Annotated in this window: 16 protein-coding genes; 13 read left to right on the forward strand and 3 right to left on the reverse strand. The window is 58.4% G+C overall.

Annotation, left to right across the window (positions count from 1 at the left end; translation table 11 throughout):
• Positions 1–10 precede the first annotated feature (10 nt).
• The 8 genes from iolD (at position 11) to ACYZT0_RS07730 (ending at position 10,466) form a co-directional block, all read left to right on the forward strand.
• Positions 11–1,942, forward strand: a complete 1,932-nt coding sequence (iolD, locus tag ACYZT0_RS07695; protein ID WP_462045309.1) for a 3D-(3,5/4)-trihydroxycyclohexane-1,2-dione acylhydrolase (decyclizing) — start codon at positions 11–13, stop codon at positions 1,940–1,942.
• 33 nt (positions 1,943–1,975) lie between these two features.
• On the forward strand, positions 1,976–2,986 hold the full coding sequence (iolG, locus tag ACYZT0_RS07700) for a bifunctional inositol 2-dehydrogenase/D-chiro-inositol 1-dehydrogenase (protein ID WP_462045310.1): 1,011 nt from the start codon (positions 1,976–1,978) through the stop codon (positions 2,984–2,986).
• Positions 2,987–3,114: 128 nt separating this feature from the next.
• Entirely contained in the window at positions 3,115–4,167 is a 1,053-nt protein-coding gene (locus ACYZT0_RS07705) for a Gfo/Idh/MocA family protein (RefSeq protein WP_462045311.1), read from the forward strand.
• A gap of 148 nt (positions 4,168–4,315) precedes the next feature.
• Positions 4,316–5,242: a sugar ABC transporter substrate-binding protein gene (locus ACYZT0_RS07710; protein WP_462045312.1), complete on the forward strand. Its 927-nt coding sequence runs from the start codon at positions 4,316–4,318 to the stop codon at positions 5,240–5,242.
• Between the two features lie 71 nt (positions 5,243–5,313).
• Positions 5,314–6,879, forward strand: coding sequence for a sugar ABC transporter ATP-binding protein (locus ACYZT0_RS07715; RefSeq protein ID WP_462045313.1), 1,566 nt, complete (start codon positions 5,314–5,316; stop codon positions 6,877–6,879).
• Between the two features lie 29 nt (positions 6,880–6,908).
• On the forward strand, positions 6,909–7,931 hold the full coding sequence (locus ACYZT0_RS07720; protein ID WP_462045314.1) for an ABC transporter permease: 1,023 nt from the start codon (positions 6,909–6,911) through the stop codon (positions 7,929–7,931).
• Between the two features lie 328 nt (positions 7,932–8,259).
• Positions 8,260–8,664, forward strand: coding sequence for a TraR/DksA family transcriptional regulator (locus tag ACYZT0_RS07725; RefSeq protein ID WP_007907888.1), 405 nt, complete (start codon positions 8,260–8,262; stop codon positions 8,662–8,664).
• 578 nt (positions 8,665–9,242) lie between these two features.
• Complete coding sequence (locus tag ACYZT0_RS07730; RefSeq protein WP_462046515.1) at positions 9,243–10,466, forward strand: methyl-accepting chemotaxis protein; 1,224 nt, start codon at positions 9,243–9,245, stop codon at positions 10,464–10,466.
• A gap of 170 nt (positions 10,467–10,636) precedes the next feature.
• On the opposite strand, the gene ACYZT0_RS07735 is transcribed toward ACYZT0_RS07730, so the two are convergent.
• A complete protein-coding gene (locus ACYZT0_RS07735) occupies positions 10,637–10,876 on the reverse strand; it encodes a DUF2789 domain-containing protein (protein ID WP_462045315.1) in 240 nt (79 codons plus the stop codon).
• Between the two features lie 334 nt (positions 10,877–11,210).
• Here ACYZT0_RS07735 and ACYZT0_RS07740 point away from each other — a divergent pair, with 334 nt between their 5' ends.
• Positions 11,211–11,843, forward strand: a complete 633-nt coding sequence (locus tag ACYZT0_RS07740; protein ID WP_462045316.1) for a hypothetical protein — start codon at positions 11,211–11,213, stop codon at positions 11,841–11,843.
• Positions 11,836–12,414: a hypothetical protein gene (locus ACYZT0_RS07745; protein ID WP_462045317.1), complete on the forward strand. Its 579-nt coding sequence runs from the start codon at positions 11,836–11,838 to the stop codon at positions 12,412–12,414. Before ACYZT0_RS07740 ends, ACYZT0_RS07745 begins: the two co-directional genes overlap by 8 nt.
• Positions 12,415–12,582: 168 nt before the next feature.
• Here the strand turns inward: ACYZT0_RS07745 and ACYZT0_RS07750 are convergent, their stop codons facing one another.
• Complete coding sequence (locus ACYZT0_RS07750; protein WP_033057642.1) at positions 12,583–12,813, reverse strand: hypothetical protein; 231 nt, start codon at positions 12,811–12,813, stop codon at positions 12,583–12,585.
• A 157-nt stretch (positions 12,814–12,970) separates the two neighbouring features.
• On the reverse strand, positions 12,971–13,219 hold the full coding sequence (locus ACYZT0_RS07755; protein WP_462046516.1) for a hypothetical protein: 249 nt from the start codon (positions 13,217–13,219) through the stop codon (positions 12,971–12,973).
• 414 nt (positions 13,220–13,633) lie between these two features.
• Between ACYZT0_RS07755 and ACYZT0_RS07760 the strand changes: the two genes are divergently transcribed.
• The 3 genes from ACYZT0_RS07760 to ACYZT0_RS07770 all read left to right on the forward strand — a co-directional run bounded on the left by ACYZT0_RS07760 (position 13,634) and on the right by ACYZT0_RS07770 (position 15,442).
• Positions 13,634–14,104 (forward strand): hypothetical protein, encoded by a 471-nt coding sequence (locus tag ACYZT0_RS07760; RefSeq protein ID WP_462045318.1) that lies wholly within the window; start codon positions 13,634–13,636, stop codon positions 14,102–14,104.
• Entirely contained in the window at positions 14,104–14,307 is a 204-nt protein-coding gene (locus ACYZT0_RS07765; RefSeq protein ID WP_462045319.1) for a hypothetical protein, read from the forward strand. The genes ACYZT0_RS07760 and ACYZT0_RS07765 overlap by 1 nt, the downstream gene beginning before the upstream one ends.
• Before the next feature lie 118 nt (positions 14,308–14,425).
• Complete coding sequence (locus tag ACYZT0_RS07770) at positions 14,426–15,442, forward strand: ABC transporter substrate-binding protein (protein ID WP_462045320.1); 1,017 nt, start codon at positions 14,426–14,428, stop codon at positions 15,440–15,442.
• The last annotated feature ends 89 nt before the right edge of the window (positions 15,443–15,531 follow it).

The following is a 15,531-nucleotide window of genomic DNA, read 5'->3' on the forward strand; positions in this document are numbered from 1 at the left end:
AGGTGCGGTTATGACCACAACAAGACTGACCATGGCCCAGGCACTGGTGAAATTCCTCGATAACCAGTACATCGAGGTCGATGGGGTTCAAAGCAAATTCGTCGCCGGGATCTTTACCATTTTCGGCCACGGCAACGTGCTGGGCCTGGGCCAGGCGCTGGAACAGGACAGTGGCGACCTGATCGTCCATCAGGGCCGCAACGAGCAAGGCATGGCCCACGCGGCCATCGGTTTCGCCAAGCAACACCTGCGGCGCAAGATCTACGCCTGCTCTTCATCGGTCGGGCCGGGCGCGGCGAACATGCTGACCGCCGCCGCGACGGCGACCACCAACCGCATTCCCCTGCTGCTGTTGCCCGGCGACGTTTACGCCTGCCGCCAGCCGGACCCGGTGCTGCAACAGATCGAGCAGTTCCACGACCTGAGCATCAGCACCAACGACGCGTTCAAGGCCGTCAGTAAATACTGGGACCGCATCAACCGTCCCGAGCAACTCATGACGGCGGCGATCCACGCCATGCGTGTGCTCACCGACCCTGCCGAAACCGGCGCGGTGACCCTGGCCTTGCCACAAGATGTGCAAGCCGAGGCTTACGACTACCCCGATTATTTCCTGCAAAAACGCGTGCACCGCATCGAACGTCGTCCGGCCACCGAAGCGATGCTCGGCGATGCCTTGGCGCTGTTCAAAGGCAAGCGCAAACCGCTGATCATTTGCGGTGGCGGGGTCAAATACTCCGGCGCCAATGCCGCCTTGCAAGCGTTTGCCGAGCGCTTCGACATTCCCTTCGCCGAAACCCAGGCCGGCAAGAGTGCAGTGGTGTCCAGTCACCCGCTGAACGTCGGCGGGATTGGTGAAACCGGCTGTCTGGCGGCGAATCTGTTGGCCAAGGATGCGGATCTGATCATCGGTGTCGGCACGCGCTATAGCGATTTCACCACCGCGTCAAAATCCCTGTTTCAGCATCCGGACGTGCAATTTCTCAACCTGAACATCAGCCCCTGCGATGCCCTGAAGCTCGACGGGGTGCAACTGCTGGCGGACGCCAATGTCGGGTTGCAAGCCTTGGCTGAAGCCTTGGGCGACTACCGTTCTGCGTGGGGCGATCAACCGTGTCAGGCCAAGGCGCAACTGGACGAGGAAGTCGACCGCCTCTCTCAGGTCGACTACCAGAGCAAAGACTTCATCCCGGAAATCAACGACCACATGGCCCCGGCGGTGCTGCGCGAATTCATCGAGCTGACCGGTTCCTGCCTGACCCAGAGCCGAGTGCTCGGTGTGCTCAATGAATCCCTCGCCGATGATGCAGTGATCGTCGCCGCTGCCGGCAGTCTGCCCGGTGACTTGCAGCGCAGCTGGCGCAGCAAGGGGGTGAACACCTATCACGTCGAGTACGGCTATTCCTGCATGGGTTACGAGGTGAACGCCGCGTTGGGTGTGAAGCTCGCCGAGCCTGAGCGCGAGGTCTATGCGCTGGTCGGCGACGGCTCGTACATGATGCTGCATTCCGAGCTGGCGACCTCGATTCAGGAGCGACGCAAAATCAACGTGGTGTTGCTGGACAACATGACGTTCGGTTGCATCAACAACCTGCAGATGGAACACGGGATGGACAGCTTCGGCACCGAGTTCCGTTTCCGTAACCCGGAAACCGGCAAGCTGGACGGTGGTTTCGTGCCGGTGGATTTCGCCATGAGCGCGGCGGCCTATGGCTGCAAAACCTACAAAGTGAACACAGTCGAAGAATTGAAAGCGGCATTGGCCGATGCGCGATTGCAGACGGTGTCGACGCTGATCGACATCAAGGTTCTGCCCAAAACCATGATTCACAAATACCTGTCGTGGTGGCGGGTCGGCGTGGCGCAAGTCTCCACCAGCGCCCGCACCGATGCGGTGGCCAAGACCCTGAGTGAACGACTGGTTAAGGCTCGTCAGTACTGATTGCCCCTGAAACCAAGAAACGGGAGTGTTTATATGTCATTGAAGCTAGGCGTCATCGGCACCGGGGCCATCGGCCAGGACCATATCCGTCGTTGCAGCCAGACCTTGCTCAACAGCCAGGTGGTCGCTGTCACTGACATCAACTTGCAACAAGCAGCGAATGTGGTTTCTGACCTGAAGCTGACCGCCGAGGTCTATCCCGACGGCCATGCGCTGATCAAGGCGCCGGAAGTCGACGCCATTTTGGTCACCTCCTGGGGGCCTAGCCACGAAGCGTTCGTGCTGGCCGCGATTGCTTCCGGCAAACCGGTGTTCTGCGAGAAGCCCCTGGCGGTCACCGCTGAAGGTTGCCGCAAAATCGTCGAGGCTGAAGTGGCCCACGGCAAGCGCCTGGTGCAGGTCGGTTTCATGCGCCCTTACGATGAAGGTTATCGCGCCCTCAAAGCGGTGATCGACAGCGGCCAGATCGGCGAACCGCTGATGTTGCACTGCGCGCACCGCAACCCGACCGTGGGTGAAAACTACAAGACCGACATGGCGATCACCGACACGCTGATCCATGAACTGGACGTGTTGCGCTGGTTGCTCGACGACGATTACGTGTCGGTGCAAGTGGTGTTCCCGCGCAAGAGCAGCAAGGCGCTCGCGCATTTGAAAGACCCGCAGATCGTGCTGCTGGAAACGGCCAAAGGCACGCGCATCGACGTGGAAGTGTTCGTTAACTGCCAATACGGATACGACATCCAGTGCGAAGTCGTGGGGGAGACCGGCATCGCCAAACTGCCTGAGCCATCGCAGGTTCAGTTGCGCAGCGGGGCGAAGTTGTCCAACGCAATTCTGATGGACTGGAAGGATCGCTTCATCGCCGCGTACGACGTCGAATTGCAGGCGTTTATCGATGGTGTGCGGGCAGGGCAGGTGGGTGGGCCTTCGGCGTGGGATGGCTTCGCTGCCGCCGTCGCCGCAGACGCGTGCATCGAAGCCCAAAACAACGGCCAGATCGTAAAAGTCGGCTTGCCAGCGCGCCCACACTTCTACGGCTAACACATGATCGTTCCCACGCTCCGCGTGGGAATGCATCCCGTGACGCTCCGCGTCACAAAGCGGACGCAGAGCGTCCGTTGCGGCATTCCCACGCAGAGCATGGGAACGATCATTAGAGGAGTTGAATCATGCGTATCGGACTTGTCGGTTACGGCCATGGTGGCCGGTTTTTCCATGCTCCGCTGATCAGCAGTTTGCCGGCAGCGAAGTTCGTGGGTGTGGTCACTCGTTCACCTGAGCGCCGACAGTTGCTGGCGGCCGAGCACCCTGGGGTGCCCGCGTTTGAAAGCATCGGCCAGTTGGTGGAAGCCGGGATCGATGTGCTGGTGGTGTCCACTCCGCTCAAGGGCCGTCCGGCGCTGGTGCTCGATGGCATCGAGCACGGCGTCGCGGTGGTCAGCGACAAACCGTTCGCCGCTGACGCGCAGCAGGCGCAAACCCTGATCACCATGGCCGAGCGCCAAGGCGTACGGCTCAGCGTCTACCAGAACCGTCGCTGGGACTCGGACTTCCTTACCGTGCGCAAACTCATCGACTCCGGTGCGCTGGGCCAGGTCACCCGTTTCGAATCGCGGATCGAGCGTTACTCACCGCAGGCGGTGAACAACGGCAGTGGCGGTGGCTTCCTGCGCGATCTCGGTAGTCATCTGGTGGATCAGGCGTTGCTTTTATTCGGTCCTGTGACGCGGGTCTACGCCGAACTGGATTACCTGGAAAAAGACCAGGTCTTCGATAACGGCTTCTTTATGTCCCTGACCCATGCCAGTGGCGTGACCTCGCACTTGGGCGGCAGCTGCCTGCAAAACACCCCCGGCCCGCGCTTTCGGGTGACCGGCACCCAAGGCTGTTACAGCGTCGATGGCCTCGACGGGCAGGAAGCATCGGCGCTCGCCGGGCTCTCGCCAAACTCCGAAGGTGAACGCTGGGGCATTGAAGAGCATCGCCGATGGGGCTGGTTCGAACAGGGTGAAGTGCGCGAACGGGTTCCCTCTGAGCGCGGTTGCTGGAATCAGTTCTATTTACAGCTGCAAGCCGCGTTGCAGAGCGGTGGCCCACTGCCTGTGGACGCCCGTGATGCACTGGCAACCACCCGCGTGCTAGACGCTGCGCGACTGAGTTTCGAGCGCCATCAAGTGGTGGAGTTGAGCCCGTTCGAAAGCCATGGAACAAAATTAGAATAAAATTCTAAAATGAGTTGATATAGAAATTATATTCCAATAGAGTCATTTCCAGCGACCTGCCTCACGACTCGTTTTCACTCTTTTCTCGCTGACTGAAATCGTCACGCCTCATCCATAAAACCAACAAGAATGTGGAGAAAGACTTTTCATGAAGACCAAGATCCGTTTCGCCTCACTTGCCTTGTCCCTGATGTTCGCCAGCGGCGCTGTACTCGCCGAAATGAAGATCGGCGTCAGCATGTCGCAGTTCGATGACACCTGGCTGACCTACCTGCGCGAATCCATGGACAAGAAAGCCAAGTCCTATCCCGATGGCGTCCAGCTGCAATTTGAAGACGCCCGCAGCGACGTGGTCAAGCAGTTGAGCCAGGTCGAAAACTTCATCAGCCAGAAAGTCGATGCCATCGTGGTCAATCCGGTGGATACCGCCGCCACCAAAAAAATCACCGAAGCCGCCGTCAAGGCTGGCATCCCGCTGGTCTATGTCAACCGCCGCCCGGATGACCTGAAGCTGCCCAAGGGCGTGGTCACTGTGGCCTCCAACGATCTGGAGGCCGGTGAAATGCAGATGCAATACCTGGCCGACAAAATGGGTGGCAAGGGCGATATCGTGATTCTGCTGGGCGACCTTGCTAACAACTCCACCACCAACCGCACCAAGGGCGTCAAAGACGTACTGGCCAAATACCCGAACATCAAGATCGAGCAAGAGCAGACCGGGACCTGGCTGCGGGATAAAGGCATGACCCTGGTCAACGACTGGCTGACCCAAGGCCGCAAGTTTGACGCGGTCATCGCCAACAACGATGAAATGGCTATTGGTGCTGCGATGGCCCTGCAACAGGCCGGCATCGACAAGGGCAGTGTGCTGATCGCGGGTGTCGACGGCACGCCGGACGGCTTGAACGCAATCAAGAAAGGCAACATGACGGTGTCGGTGTTCCAGGACGCGAAAGGTCAGGCGGACGGTTCAATCGACACTGCAGTGAAAATGGCCAAGAACGAGCCGGTTGAACAGGCCGTGTGGGTGCCATACCGCTTGATCACCCCGCAAAACGTCGACACGTTCAAATAGCCCGTCCGTTCAAATAACAACAATAAATACGCAAGGTTGCGACCGCGACCTTGCTGATGGAGTACCTGATCATGTTCGCTTCAGCGACTGCTTCGAGCACCCCGTTGGTGGGTATCCAGCCAGCTGCAACACCTGTCGATGAGCCGTACCTGCTGGAGATCATCAACGTCAGCAAGGGATTTCCCGGTGTGGTGGCCTTGTCCGATGTGCAGCTTCGGGTACGCCCCGGTTCCGTGCTGGCCCTGATGGGCGAAAACGGCGCCGGCAAATCCACCCTGATGAAAATCATTGCCGGCATCTATCAGCCGGACGCCGGTGAACTGCGCCTGAGGGGCAAACCGGTGGTCTTCGAAACGCCACTGGCAGCGCTCCAGGCCGGGATCGCGATGATCCACCAGGAACTCAACCTGATGCCGCACATGAGCATCGCCGAGAACATCTGGATCGGCCGTGAGCAGCTCAATGGCCTGCACATGATCGATCACCGCGAAATGCACCGTTGCACGGCGAACCTGCTGGAACGCCTGCGGATCAACCTTGATCCGCAAGAGCAGGTCGGCAACCTGAGCATCGCCGAGCGGCAGATGGTCGAGATCGCTAAAGCGGTGTCCTACGATTCCGACATCCTGATCATGGACGAACCGACCTCGGCCATTACCGACAAGGAAGTCGCCCATCTGTTCTCGATCATTGCCGACCTCAAGCGTCAGGGCAAAGGCATCATTTACATCACCCATAAAATGAACGAAGTGTTCAGCATCGCCGATGAAGTGGCGGTGTTCCGTGATGGTGCCTATATCGGCCTGCAGCGGGCCGACAGCATGGATGGCGACAGCCTGATTTCGATGATGGTCGGCCGCGAACTGAGCCAGTTGTTCCCGGTGCGCGAGCAGCCGATTGGTGATCTGCTGCTGTCGGTGCGCGACCTTAAACTGGACGGCATTTTCAAAGGTGTTTCCTTCGACCTGCATGCCGGCGAGATCCTCGGCATCGCCGGTTTGATGGGCTCGGGGCGGACTAACGTCGCCGAAGCGATTTTCGGCATCACGCCGAGCGACGGTGGCGAGATTCGTCTCGATGGTGAAGTGGTGCGCATCAGCGATCCGCACATGGCGATCGAGAAGGGCTTCGCATTGCTGACCGAGGATCGCAAGCTCAGCGGCTTGTTCCCGTGCTTGTCGGTGCTGGAGAACATGGAAATGGCGGTGTTGCCGCATTACGCCGGCCACGGTTTCATCCAGCAAAAAGCCCTGCGCACCTTGTGCGAAGACATGTGCAAGAAGCTGCGGGTCAAAACCCCGTCGCTGGAGCAGTGCATCGACACCTTGTCCGGCGGTAATCAGCAAAAGGCTTTGTTGGCGCGCTGGCTGATGACCAATCCACGGATCCTGATTCTCGACGAGCCGACTCGCGGTATCGACGTCGGCGCCAAGGTCGAGATCTACCGGCTCATTTCCTGCCTCGCCAGCGAAGGCATGGCGGTGATCATGATTTCCTCGGAGCTGCCGGAAGTGCTTGGCATGAGCGACCGGGTGATGGTCATGCACGAGGGCGATCTGATGGGCACCCTCGACCGCAGCGAAGCGACCCAGGAACGAGTGATGCAATTGGCTTCGGGCATGTCCGCGGTTCACTAATCGGCGACGCGATAGAAGGGTGAGTGTTTATGAACGCGATACTGGAAAACAAGCCAGCAACGGCACCGGTCAAGAGTCGCCGGCGCTTTCCGACCGAGTTGAGTATTTTCCTGGTGCTGATTGGCATCGGCCTGGTCTTTGAAGTGTTTGGCTGGATCGTGCGCGATCAGAGCTTCCTGATGAACTCTCAGCGTCTGGTGCTGATGATCCTGCAGGTGTCGATCATTGGCCTGCTGGCCATCGGCGTGACCCAGGTCATCATCACCACCGGCATTGACCTGTCCTCCGGCTCGGTGCTGGCGCTATCGGCGATGATCGCTGCCAGTCTGGCCCAGACGTCGGACTTCGCCCGGGCGGTGTTCCCGTCGCTGACTGACTTGCCGGTATGGATTCCGGTGATTACCGGGCTTGGGGTGGGACTGCTGGCGGGGGCCATCAACGGCAGCATCATTGCTATAACCGGTATCCCGCCGTTCATTGCCACCCTCGGCATGATGGTCTCGGCGCGTGGCTTGGCGCGGTTCTACACCGAAGGCCAGCCGGTGAGCATGCTCTCGGATTCCTACACAGCCATCGGACATGGCGCCATGCCGGTGATCATTTTCCTGGTGGTCGCGGTGATCTTTCACATCGCCCTGCGTTACACCAAGTACGGCAAGTACACCTACGCCATCGGCGGCAACATGCAGGCGGCGCGTACCTCGGGGATCAACGTCAAGCGGCATCTGGTGATCGTCTACAGCATCGCCGGGTTGCTGGCAGGTCTGGCGGGTGTGGTGGCTTCGGCACGGGCCGCGACCGGGCAGGCCGGGATGGGCATGTCTTATGAGCTGGACGCGATTGCCGCGGCAGTGATCGGCGGCACCAGCCTGGCCGGTGGCGTAGGACGCATTACCGGCACCGTCATTGGCGCACTGATCCTCGGGGTCATGGCCAGTGGTTTCACCTTTGTTGGCGTCGATGCTTACATTCAGGACATCATCAAGGGCGTGATCATCGTGGTGGCAGTGGTCATCGATCAGTACCGCAACAAGCGCAAACTCAAGCGCTGAGCCGCCGACAAAACAGCCAATGCGCCACGCCTGACCCGCGTGGCGCAGCCGTTTATCTTCTATATACAGCCGCTCGATTGAATTTCTTGCTATAAACGCACTCCGATAACCATCACAAAGGTTGCCATAGAGCACTTTCTGGGCTTTGTCGGACAAAATCGCTGTCTTTTCAGTTGCTGAGGCCTCAAGTCGGCCTTAGACTGCCGCCCCTCGTAAATTGAGTGCCGGGTGGCGCTTGGAATAAACGGCGCCTTTCCGATGGCCAGCCCAGGTCCGCCGGAACACTCCCTAATTCGCCTTAATGCACGTTTTTTTTATAGAGATATCAATGACAAAGGACAAGTTGCTGGCCATGCCGGCGGATGACTACATGAATGCCGAGCAACACGCTTTTTTCTCTGAGCTGTTGCAGAACATGAAAGTCGAAACCCATGAGCGCATCGAACAGAACCGCATCGCCATCGAAAGCCTGGACACCCCGGCCGATCCGGCTGACGCTGCTTCTGTTGAAGAAGAGCGCACCTGGCTGGTGAACGCGATCGATCGCGACCAGCGCATGCTGCCTCAGTTGGAACAGGCTCTGGAACGCATCAAGGAAGACAGCTTTGGCTGGTGCGACGACAGCGGCGAGGCCATTGGCCTGAAGCGCCTGCTGATCAGCCCGACCACCAAGTACTGCATCGAAGCTCAAGAGCGTCACGAACAGATCGACAAGCACCAGCGTCAGGCCTGATTTCGTAACGCCCGCATCGCGGGCAAGCCTTTCTCCCGGAGGAGCAAGGCTTGCCCGCGATGCTTTTTTTCGTCTGCAGAAATCTCGCGTACTTCTATTGATGCTGCAACGCCCACTACTAATGGACCATAGATAATGGCCTTGTAGTGGCGTTTAATGCCGACACAACAATTAGAATTATTCGTGGGGTGACGAAGATGACGCGAAACGGATCTCTGGTTGCGGCAGTGCCTGCACCCGTGCTTTTGCCAAAAAACTTTTGGCTGACGCCGACCCTGCAAAGCATCGCCCTGATGCTCTTGTTGTGCGGCATGACGCTGGGGGGGTGGTCGCTTTACCTTGGCCTGCCATTGGCCGTGCTGGTGATCTGGCTACCTCGCTTGCGCTCACGCGCCATCCCTGAGGCAACCCCCGCCGGCAGCGCCAGCGCGATTGCCGAGTTGACTCGCGATCTTTCCTACACAACCAGTCATAACGCTTTGTCTGCTGCCGGTGTGGCCTTTTCAGTCAAGCAACTGGCCGACAAACTGCAATCGCAGCTCGGTGCCGCGGCGCAGATCGTCAGCAACGCCGAAGTGATGATCGCCACCGAGCAAGCCACCTCGACACTCAGCCGGGAAGCCCTCAGTGCGGCCAGCGAGGCTCATCAGAGCAGCGCGGCAGGGCGTACGGAGCTGATCGAGTCCATCGCTCGTATGCATCAACTCAGTCAGCGCGCCAGTAACAGTCGTGAACTGATCGAAGCCCTGAGCCTGCGCAGTGACGATATCCAACGGGTCACCCTGGTGATCCAGTCCATCGCCAGCCAGACCAATCTGCTGGCATTGAACGCTGCTATCGAGGCGGCGCGGGCCGGGGAGCATGGTCGCGGATTTGCGGTGGTGGCTGATGAGGTTCGCGGTCTGGCCGCGCGTACGGCGACGGCTACCGGCGAAGTGGGGGAAATGGTCGCTGATATTCAGCAACGCACCGCGCAAGTGGTGGAGCAGATCCGTCAACTGTCCGGCGACCTCGATATCGGCGTCAAGCAGGTCGAGCACACCGGTCAGCACCTGGAGAACATTGCACGTCTGGCCGCTGGCGTCGAAAGGCAGGTCGGGGAAATCGCCAGGGGCGCTGACACCAACCGAGAGCAACTCGATAGCCTGTTTCACGCCATCGAACAGATGCGCAGCGACCTGGCAATCAGTGACCAACAGACCCAGCGCCTGGCCCAGGCCGCGGTGCAAATGGAAGGTCAGGCTGAAACCATCAGCGAACGCCTCGCGGAAGTCGGCCTGGATGACTATCACCAGCGGGTTTATGACCTGGCCCGCGAAGGCGCGAGTCAGATTGCGGCGCGCTTTGAAGCGGACATCGACGAGGGCCGCGTCAGCCTCGATGACCTGTTTGATCGCAATTACCAGGCTATTCCCAACACCAGCCCCGCCAAGTACCAGACCCGCTTCGATCGCTACGCCGATCAGGTCTTGCCGGCGATTCAGGAACCGTTGTTGCCGCGCCACGAAGGCCTGGTGTTCGCCATCGCCTGCACGCAGCAGGGCTATGTGCCGACCCACAACAAAGTCTTCAGCCAACCACTGACCGGTGATGCGCAGGTCGATACCTTGCAAAACCGCACCAAACGCAAATTCGCCGACCGCACCGGGATCCGCTGTGGCAGCCATCAGCAGGCCGTACTGCTGCAAACCTACACCCGGGACACCGGTGAACTGATGCACGACCTCTCGGTGCCGATCATGCTCAAGGGCAGACATTGGGGTGGTTTGCGATTGGGCTATAAACCTGAGAATCCTCGCTAGACGCGGGATGCTGGCTTTTGTGGCGAGGGGATTTATCCCCGCTGGGTCGCGAAGTGGCCCCCAGCGTCCGTTCAGACATACTGAATTGTCCTGATTGACGAGTGCTGCGCAGCCGAACGGGGCGGTGGGACGTTTCGCTAAATCCCCTCGCCACAGTCAAGATATTTGGGCTAGTGGATCTGATGCATACGCAGGTTCAGGTCGTCGACCACCCGTGCCCAATCGGCGTCTTCACGCAATTGTTCTTTCAGGAAACCGGCTTGCTGCGGGGTCCAGAACTCGGCATCGATGAGTTTCTTGTCGTCGGCCAGCGGGGAATGACTGGCAATAAAATCGTCGATGGCCTTTTCGTTGGAGTCCAGGCCGAGTTGGTCGAACAAGCCTTTCAAGTCGTGTGTAGGTGAATCCATGTTCATCTCCTTGCGGGGCACGTCGAGTGCGAGATCTGAGGGGCGGCTTCAATACATCTGAGGGAGCCGCGCTTCAGGAGTTCGATTGGGGTTTAGCAGCTTTCTCTGGATTCGCCACTATGATGGCAGTTGGCTATTGCCTGGCAGGGCTTCAACGATTACGATGCTGTCGCGTTTTTGGCGTCACTAAGCCGCCATTCAAAGAGTTCGTACAAGGATGTAGGCGACACTCACTGCCCAGGTTTACCGCCTTTCAGTACTGCATTGCCCATCCCTTGTGCGATTTTCTTTCGAGTCGACGCGTCCCCGATCCCGCATGAAAAGGATGTATGCAGTGAAGCGTCTTGTTTATCTGATGGCCATCGCACTTGGCCTGTCGTTGACTGGTTGTGTGTCGTTCACACCGCTGGGTCCCATCGGCGAACCCTTGAACCCCGCGCCATCCACCCTTGATCGTAGTGCCGCGATCAGCGACGTGGTGATTTCCGCCCCCGAGCTGGACGATAAGGTGCGTGTCGCCGGCAGCCGGCAGTTGACGGAGCAGATCAGCGCCTATGTCGACAAAAGCGATTACTTCAAGCGCATCGTGGTGTTCCCGGCCAAGGCCGGTGAGGACGACGTGGTGCTCAAGTTCAACCTGACCTCGCTGGCAGGCAAACGCACCATGCACCCGGCATACATTCCCGGCGCGCTGGTGACCTTGACCCTATGGATCTGGGTCGACGGTCCGATTTACGTCGACAAATATGACCTCGCGGGCGAGCTGATCATCGAAGACCGTCAGGGCAAGCAACTGGCCAGATCGGTCGAGCAGGTCAAGCTCGACAAGAATGTCGGCCTGTGGAACGCCGATTATCTCAATCCCCGCCTGGGCGGTACTCAGTTGCGCGAATTGATCGCTCAATTGCTCGCCGGTGCCACCCCTCAACTACGTCCACTGTCAAAGGAATTGGCTGCACATGAATAAATACCTTTTGGTTTTGCTGTTGATGGTCAGCAGCACCCTGACGGGCTGCATTTCCTACTCTAAGCATGACTTGCCACCGGTTGATCAGTGGCCACCGTCCCAGGCCAGACAAGACAAGCCCAGTGCTTATCTGCACGTGACCACTCAGCAGCAGTTCAACGGCGAACTGTCGGGTGGTGTGGGCAATGCGGCGCTGGTGGAAAAGAACATGTTGGAAACCTTTAAGGAATCCGGACAGTTCAAAAACGTGACCACGGACAAAGTCGACTCGAACCTGTACGTCACGAGCACCTTGACCAATAACGAGCAGGGCAATATCGCCAGTGCCTGGCTGACTGGGTTCACGTTGTTCGTGATCCCGACAACGTTCAGCAATACCTTCACGCTGGAAACGGTGTTCAAGGATCAGGAAGGCAACGTGCTGGGTAAAGTCGTCAAACAGGAAAGCACTCGCACCTGGTTGCAGATCCTGCTGATTGTCGGGTTGCCGTTCAATGAGCGAGGGGACGTGTTGCTCAAGCACCTGACCCAAAGCACGCTGGATGAAGCGGTCAAGCGCAAGCTGATCTAATTATTTGTCGACATGAAGCGTGCAACCTGTGCAAGGTTGGCACGCCGCAGACACCTCTCGGGCCGAGGTGCCGACCCTGACGGCGAGGCAGGTCTGGCTTGATACAACGCGCTGGCGGGCATGAAAATCGCGCTGTCCAGCGACGTTTCCCGGACTTGCCCAGCCATCTCAGGCTTTCAATGCCCCTTCATCGACCGCAAGCTTCAGCGCCTTGGCGGCTTCCTGGGCGGCAATGGCGGCGACGTCCGAGGTCTTGAACCAGCGATCCTTCTCGACCTGGTGATACGTCACGGTGGTCAGCGGTGGTTTGGCGCGCATGATAATGACTGCCTGGAATTCGCCTTCGACCTCTCTGGCTTCGCCGCGGATAAAAAATTCGCCGATATCAAATTCCGTCACGTTGCAGCCTTCCCTTGAAATATTCTGTTGTTTTGAACGCCGCCCGCCTTGGGGACGGGTTTCATTGGTCGGGCAGTATGGCAGTTGTTGCATGCCGGCGGCTGAGATAAGTCGTCGGCATGACGAAGCGTCTATGGAAATGAATGCGGCGGGACTGTCAACGGCGTAATTCGAGAGAGCGGGCAAGGGCGCAGGCTTCGTTATGACTGCTGCGGAAACCTCTGACGCGGCCGGTGGAAATTTCCTTGATATGGAAGAAGGCATTGCCGGCCAAAAGCACCTGAAAGCGTGGCCGGGCAAGCTCTTCAGGGTGGTATTCATGCGGTTGAAACATCACCGAGTGCAAGGTCAGCGAGCTGTTTGTGTCAGGTGCCGGGGGGTGAGCGAAGTGTGTCAGCGTGCACATATGAAGTCCTTTTCGTTGTTTTACCGACGTGTGTTCGTCGTTTTGGGTAGTCTCAGTGAGCATCGCTGCTCTAGAATCACCACCACGGGTTGGCGATTGATGCTCATCTAAAGCAATTTTCTGCGGGCGATATGTAGGAAAAGTGCTTTTATTAAAGAGTTTGTTCCCTAAGGTTGGTAGTCCGGTTTTATCTGGCCGTTAGAAGAGCGTTTTCCTTCAACCTCTGACGAATGCCAGGCAAGACGACGTGAGTGACGTTCCAGTAGTCTTCTTAAACCTCGCGATGAATGAGCGCTCTACTCGTTTCAGGATTTCAACCCGGGCCATTCGGCTACACCTTCGGCATTGCCGCTTTTTTCTGCTGTGCGCTATCTTCCTGCGTGCAGCATCATTTTCAGATGTGGGGATGTTTCCTTGGCAGTAAGTAATCTCGATATGCATGCTTTGTTCGTGCTGGGTGATTTGCGCGCAAAGCTGGTTAAACAGTTCCAGTCACGTTTTGTTTACATCACCGAACAGAACGCTGAAGGCATTTATATTGCCGAGATCGACACCGAAGAGGCGCTGGTGGTTGATGACAAACCTGGGCTTAAACTCAAGGTCGGCGATCATTTCAGCGCCTCTGTATTGCCCAGTCGCGAAGGCGGCAAGCTGGACATCAAGTTCCGCGACATCAAACTGACGGTTTACGGCCTGGGTGATTACGCGTTCGTCACCACCGCTGATGGCCACGGGATCGTGTTCAAGGAAGGTCATAGCTTGGTGATGGTGTTCGCCGCTCACCAACCGTTGCAGGAAGGCCTGACCAAAACCCTCAAAGCCGTTACCGCCAAGGCTGCCAAGTGGCGCAAAGGTGAATTGGTTACTTTCAAGGCCAGCGAGTAATGACCCTGACCCGCGCCGACTTCCACGTACAGAACCAGGCCAGTGCGCAAGTCGAGGCCCGACGGCTGTTCGACCAGAAGACTGTTTTGCAAGGTGCATGGCTGGGTTGGGTGGCGTCACAGATCTATACGTTGCGTCCGGCGGAGTACGCCAGCATGGTACGAAGAGAGCTGGCGCACTTGCAGGAAACTTCCGAAAATTAGTTGACACCCCTCGAAAGCAGGAACCTCTACTACAGTCAGTTGACTGAGTATTCAGAGGCTTCGCGGTCTTCTGCCAGGCCATCCTGCTATTGCTGTGAACAGCACGAGGTGCAAAAGCATGAACGGATTTCGACGGTTGCTGGCCGCTACCCTGGCCACTTTCGGTTTGCTGGCTTCACCCGTTCCGGTGTTCGCTGCCCAGGCGCCGATCCACTTTGCCGACCTGAACTGGGAAAGCGGCAGCCTGATCACCGATATCCTGCGGATCATCGTCGAGAAGGGCTATGGACTACCGACCGATACCTTGCCGGGGACGACCATCACCCTGGAGACCGCACTGGCCAACAATGACATTCAGGTGATTGGCGAAGAGTGGGCCGGTCGCAGTCCGGTCTGGGTCAAGGCTGAGGCCGAAGGCAAAGTCGTGAGCCTCGGCGATACGGTCAAGGGCGCGACCGAAGGCTGGTGGGTGCCCGAATATGTGATCAAGGGCGATCCGGCGAAAGGCATCAAGCCGCTGGCACCGGACCTGCGCAGTGTCAGCGACTTGCCGCGCTACAAGGGTGTATTCAGTGATCCGGAAACCCCGGGCAAGGGGCGCTTCCTCAACAGCCCGATCGGCTGGACGTCGGAAGTGGTCAACAAACAGAAGCTCAAGGCGTATGGGCTGGACGACAGCTATGTGAACTTCCGCAGTGGTTCGGGGGCGGCACTGGATGCGGAGATCAGTTCTTCGATTCGTCGCGGCAAACCGGTGTTGTTCTATTACTGGTCGCCTACGCCGTTGCTCGGCCGCTTCAAACTGATTCAGCTGGAAGAGCCGCCGTTCGACGCCGAAGCCTGGAAAACCCTGACCGACGCTGACAACCCGAGTCCGAAAGCGACGCGCTCACTGGCCTCTAAGCTGTCCATCGGCGTGTCCACGCCATTCCAGAAACAGTATCCGCAGATTGCCGAGTTCTTCAGCAAGGTCGACTTGCCGATCGATCCATTGAACAAGGCGCTGGCCGTAATGAGCGAAAAACACACCCCGCCACGGCAGGCGGCGGAGGCGTTCATGAAGGCGCACCCGGACGTGTGGCAGGCCTGGTTGCCGAAGGATGTGGCGGACAAGGTGTCTGCCGAGTTGAAATGATGCGGTGAGTTGATGGCGCCTTCGCGAGCAAGTCGGATCGCCGCGCCACCGCGTGCGATCGGTTCGGGCGAGTTTCATGGGGCGGCACC

It is taken from the genome of Pseudomonas sp. ZS1P83, from assembly GCF_054897825.1.

What these genes read in the sequence shown, in the direction of transcription:
- ACYZT0_RS07725 (WP_007907888.1), top strand. Translation starts at nt 8,260, where the DNA reads ATGACAAAGGACAAGTTGCTGGCCATGCCGGCGGATGACTACATGAAT.
- ACYZT0_RS07770 (WP_462045320.1), top strand. Translation starts at nt 14,426, where the DNA reads ATGAACGGATTTCGACGGTTGCTGGCCGCTACCCTGGCCACTTTCGGT.
- iolD (WP_462045309.1), top strand. Translation starts at nt 11, where the DNA reads ATGACCACAACAAGACTGACCATGGCCCAGGCACTGGTGAAATTCCTC.
- ACYZT0_RS07730 (WP_462046515.1), top strand. Translation starts at nt 9,243, where the DNA reads ATGATCGCCACCGAGCAAGCCACCTCGACACTCAGCCGGGAAGCCCTC.
- ACYZT0_RS07710 (WP_462045312.1), top strand. Translation starts at nt 4,316, where the DNA reads ATGAAGACCAAGATCCGTTTCGCCTCACTTGCCTTGTCCCTGATGTTC.
- ACYZT0_RS07720 (WP_462045314.1), top strand. Translation starts at nt 6,909, where the DNA reads ATGAACGCGATACTGGAAAACAAGCCAGCAACGGCACCGGTCAAGAGT.
- ACYZT0_RS07735 (WP_462045315.1), bottom strand. Translation starts at nt 10,876, where the DNA reads ATGGATTCACCTACACACGACTTGAAAGGCTTGTTCGACCAACTCGGC.
- ACYZT0_RS07715 (WP_462045313.1), top strand. Translation starts at nt 5,314, where the DNA reads ATGTTCGCTTCAGCGACTGCTTCGAGCACCCCGTTGGTGGGTATCCAG.
- ACYZT0_RS07755 (WP_462046516.1), bottom strand. Translation starts at nt 13,219, where the DNA reads ATGTGCACGCTGACACACTTCGCTCACCCCCCGGCACCTGACACAAAC.
- ACYZT0_RS07765 (WP_462045319.1), top strand. Translation starts at nt 14,104, where the DNA reads ATGACCCTGACCCGCGCCGACTTCCACGTACAGAACCAGGCCAGTGCG.
- iolG (WP_462045310.1), top strand. Translation starts at nt 1,976, where the DNA reads ATGTCATTGAAGCTAGGCGTCATCGGCACCGGGGCCATCGGCCAGGAC.
- ACYZT0_RS07705 (WP_462045311.1), top strand. Translation starts at nt 3,115, where the DNA reads ATGCGTATCGGACTTGTCGGTTACGGCCATGGTGGCCGGTTTTTCCAT.
- ACYZT0_RS07745 (WP_462045317.1), top strand. Translation starts at nt 11,836, where the DNA reads ATGAATAAATACCTTTTGGTTTTGCTGTTGATGGTCAGCAGCACCCTG.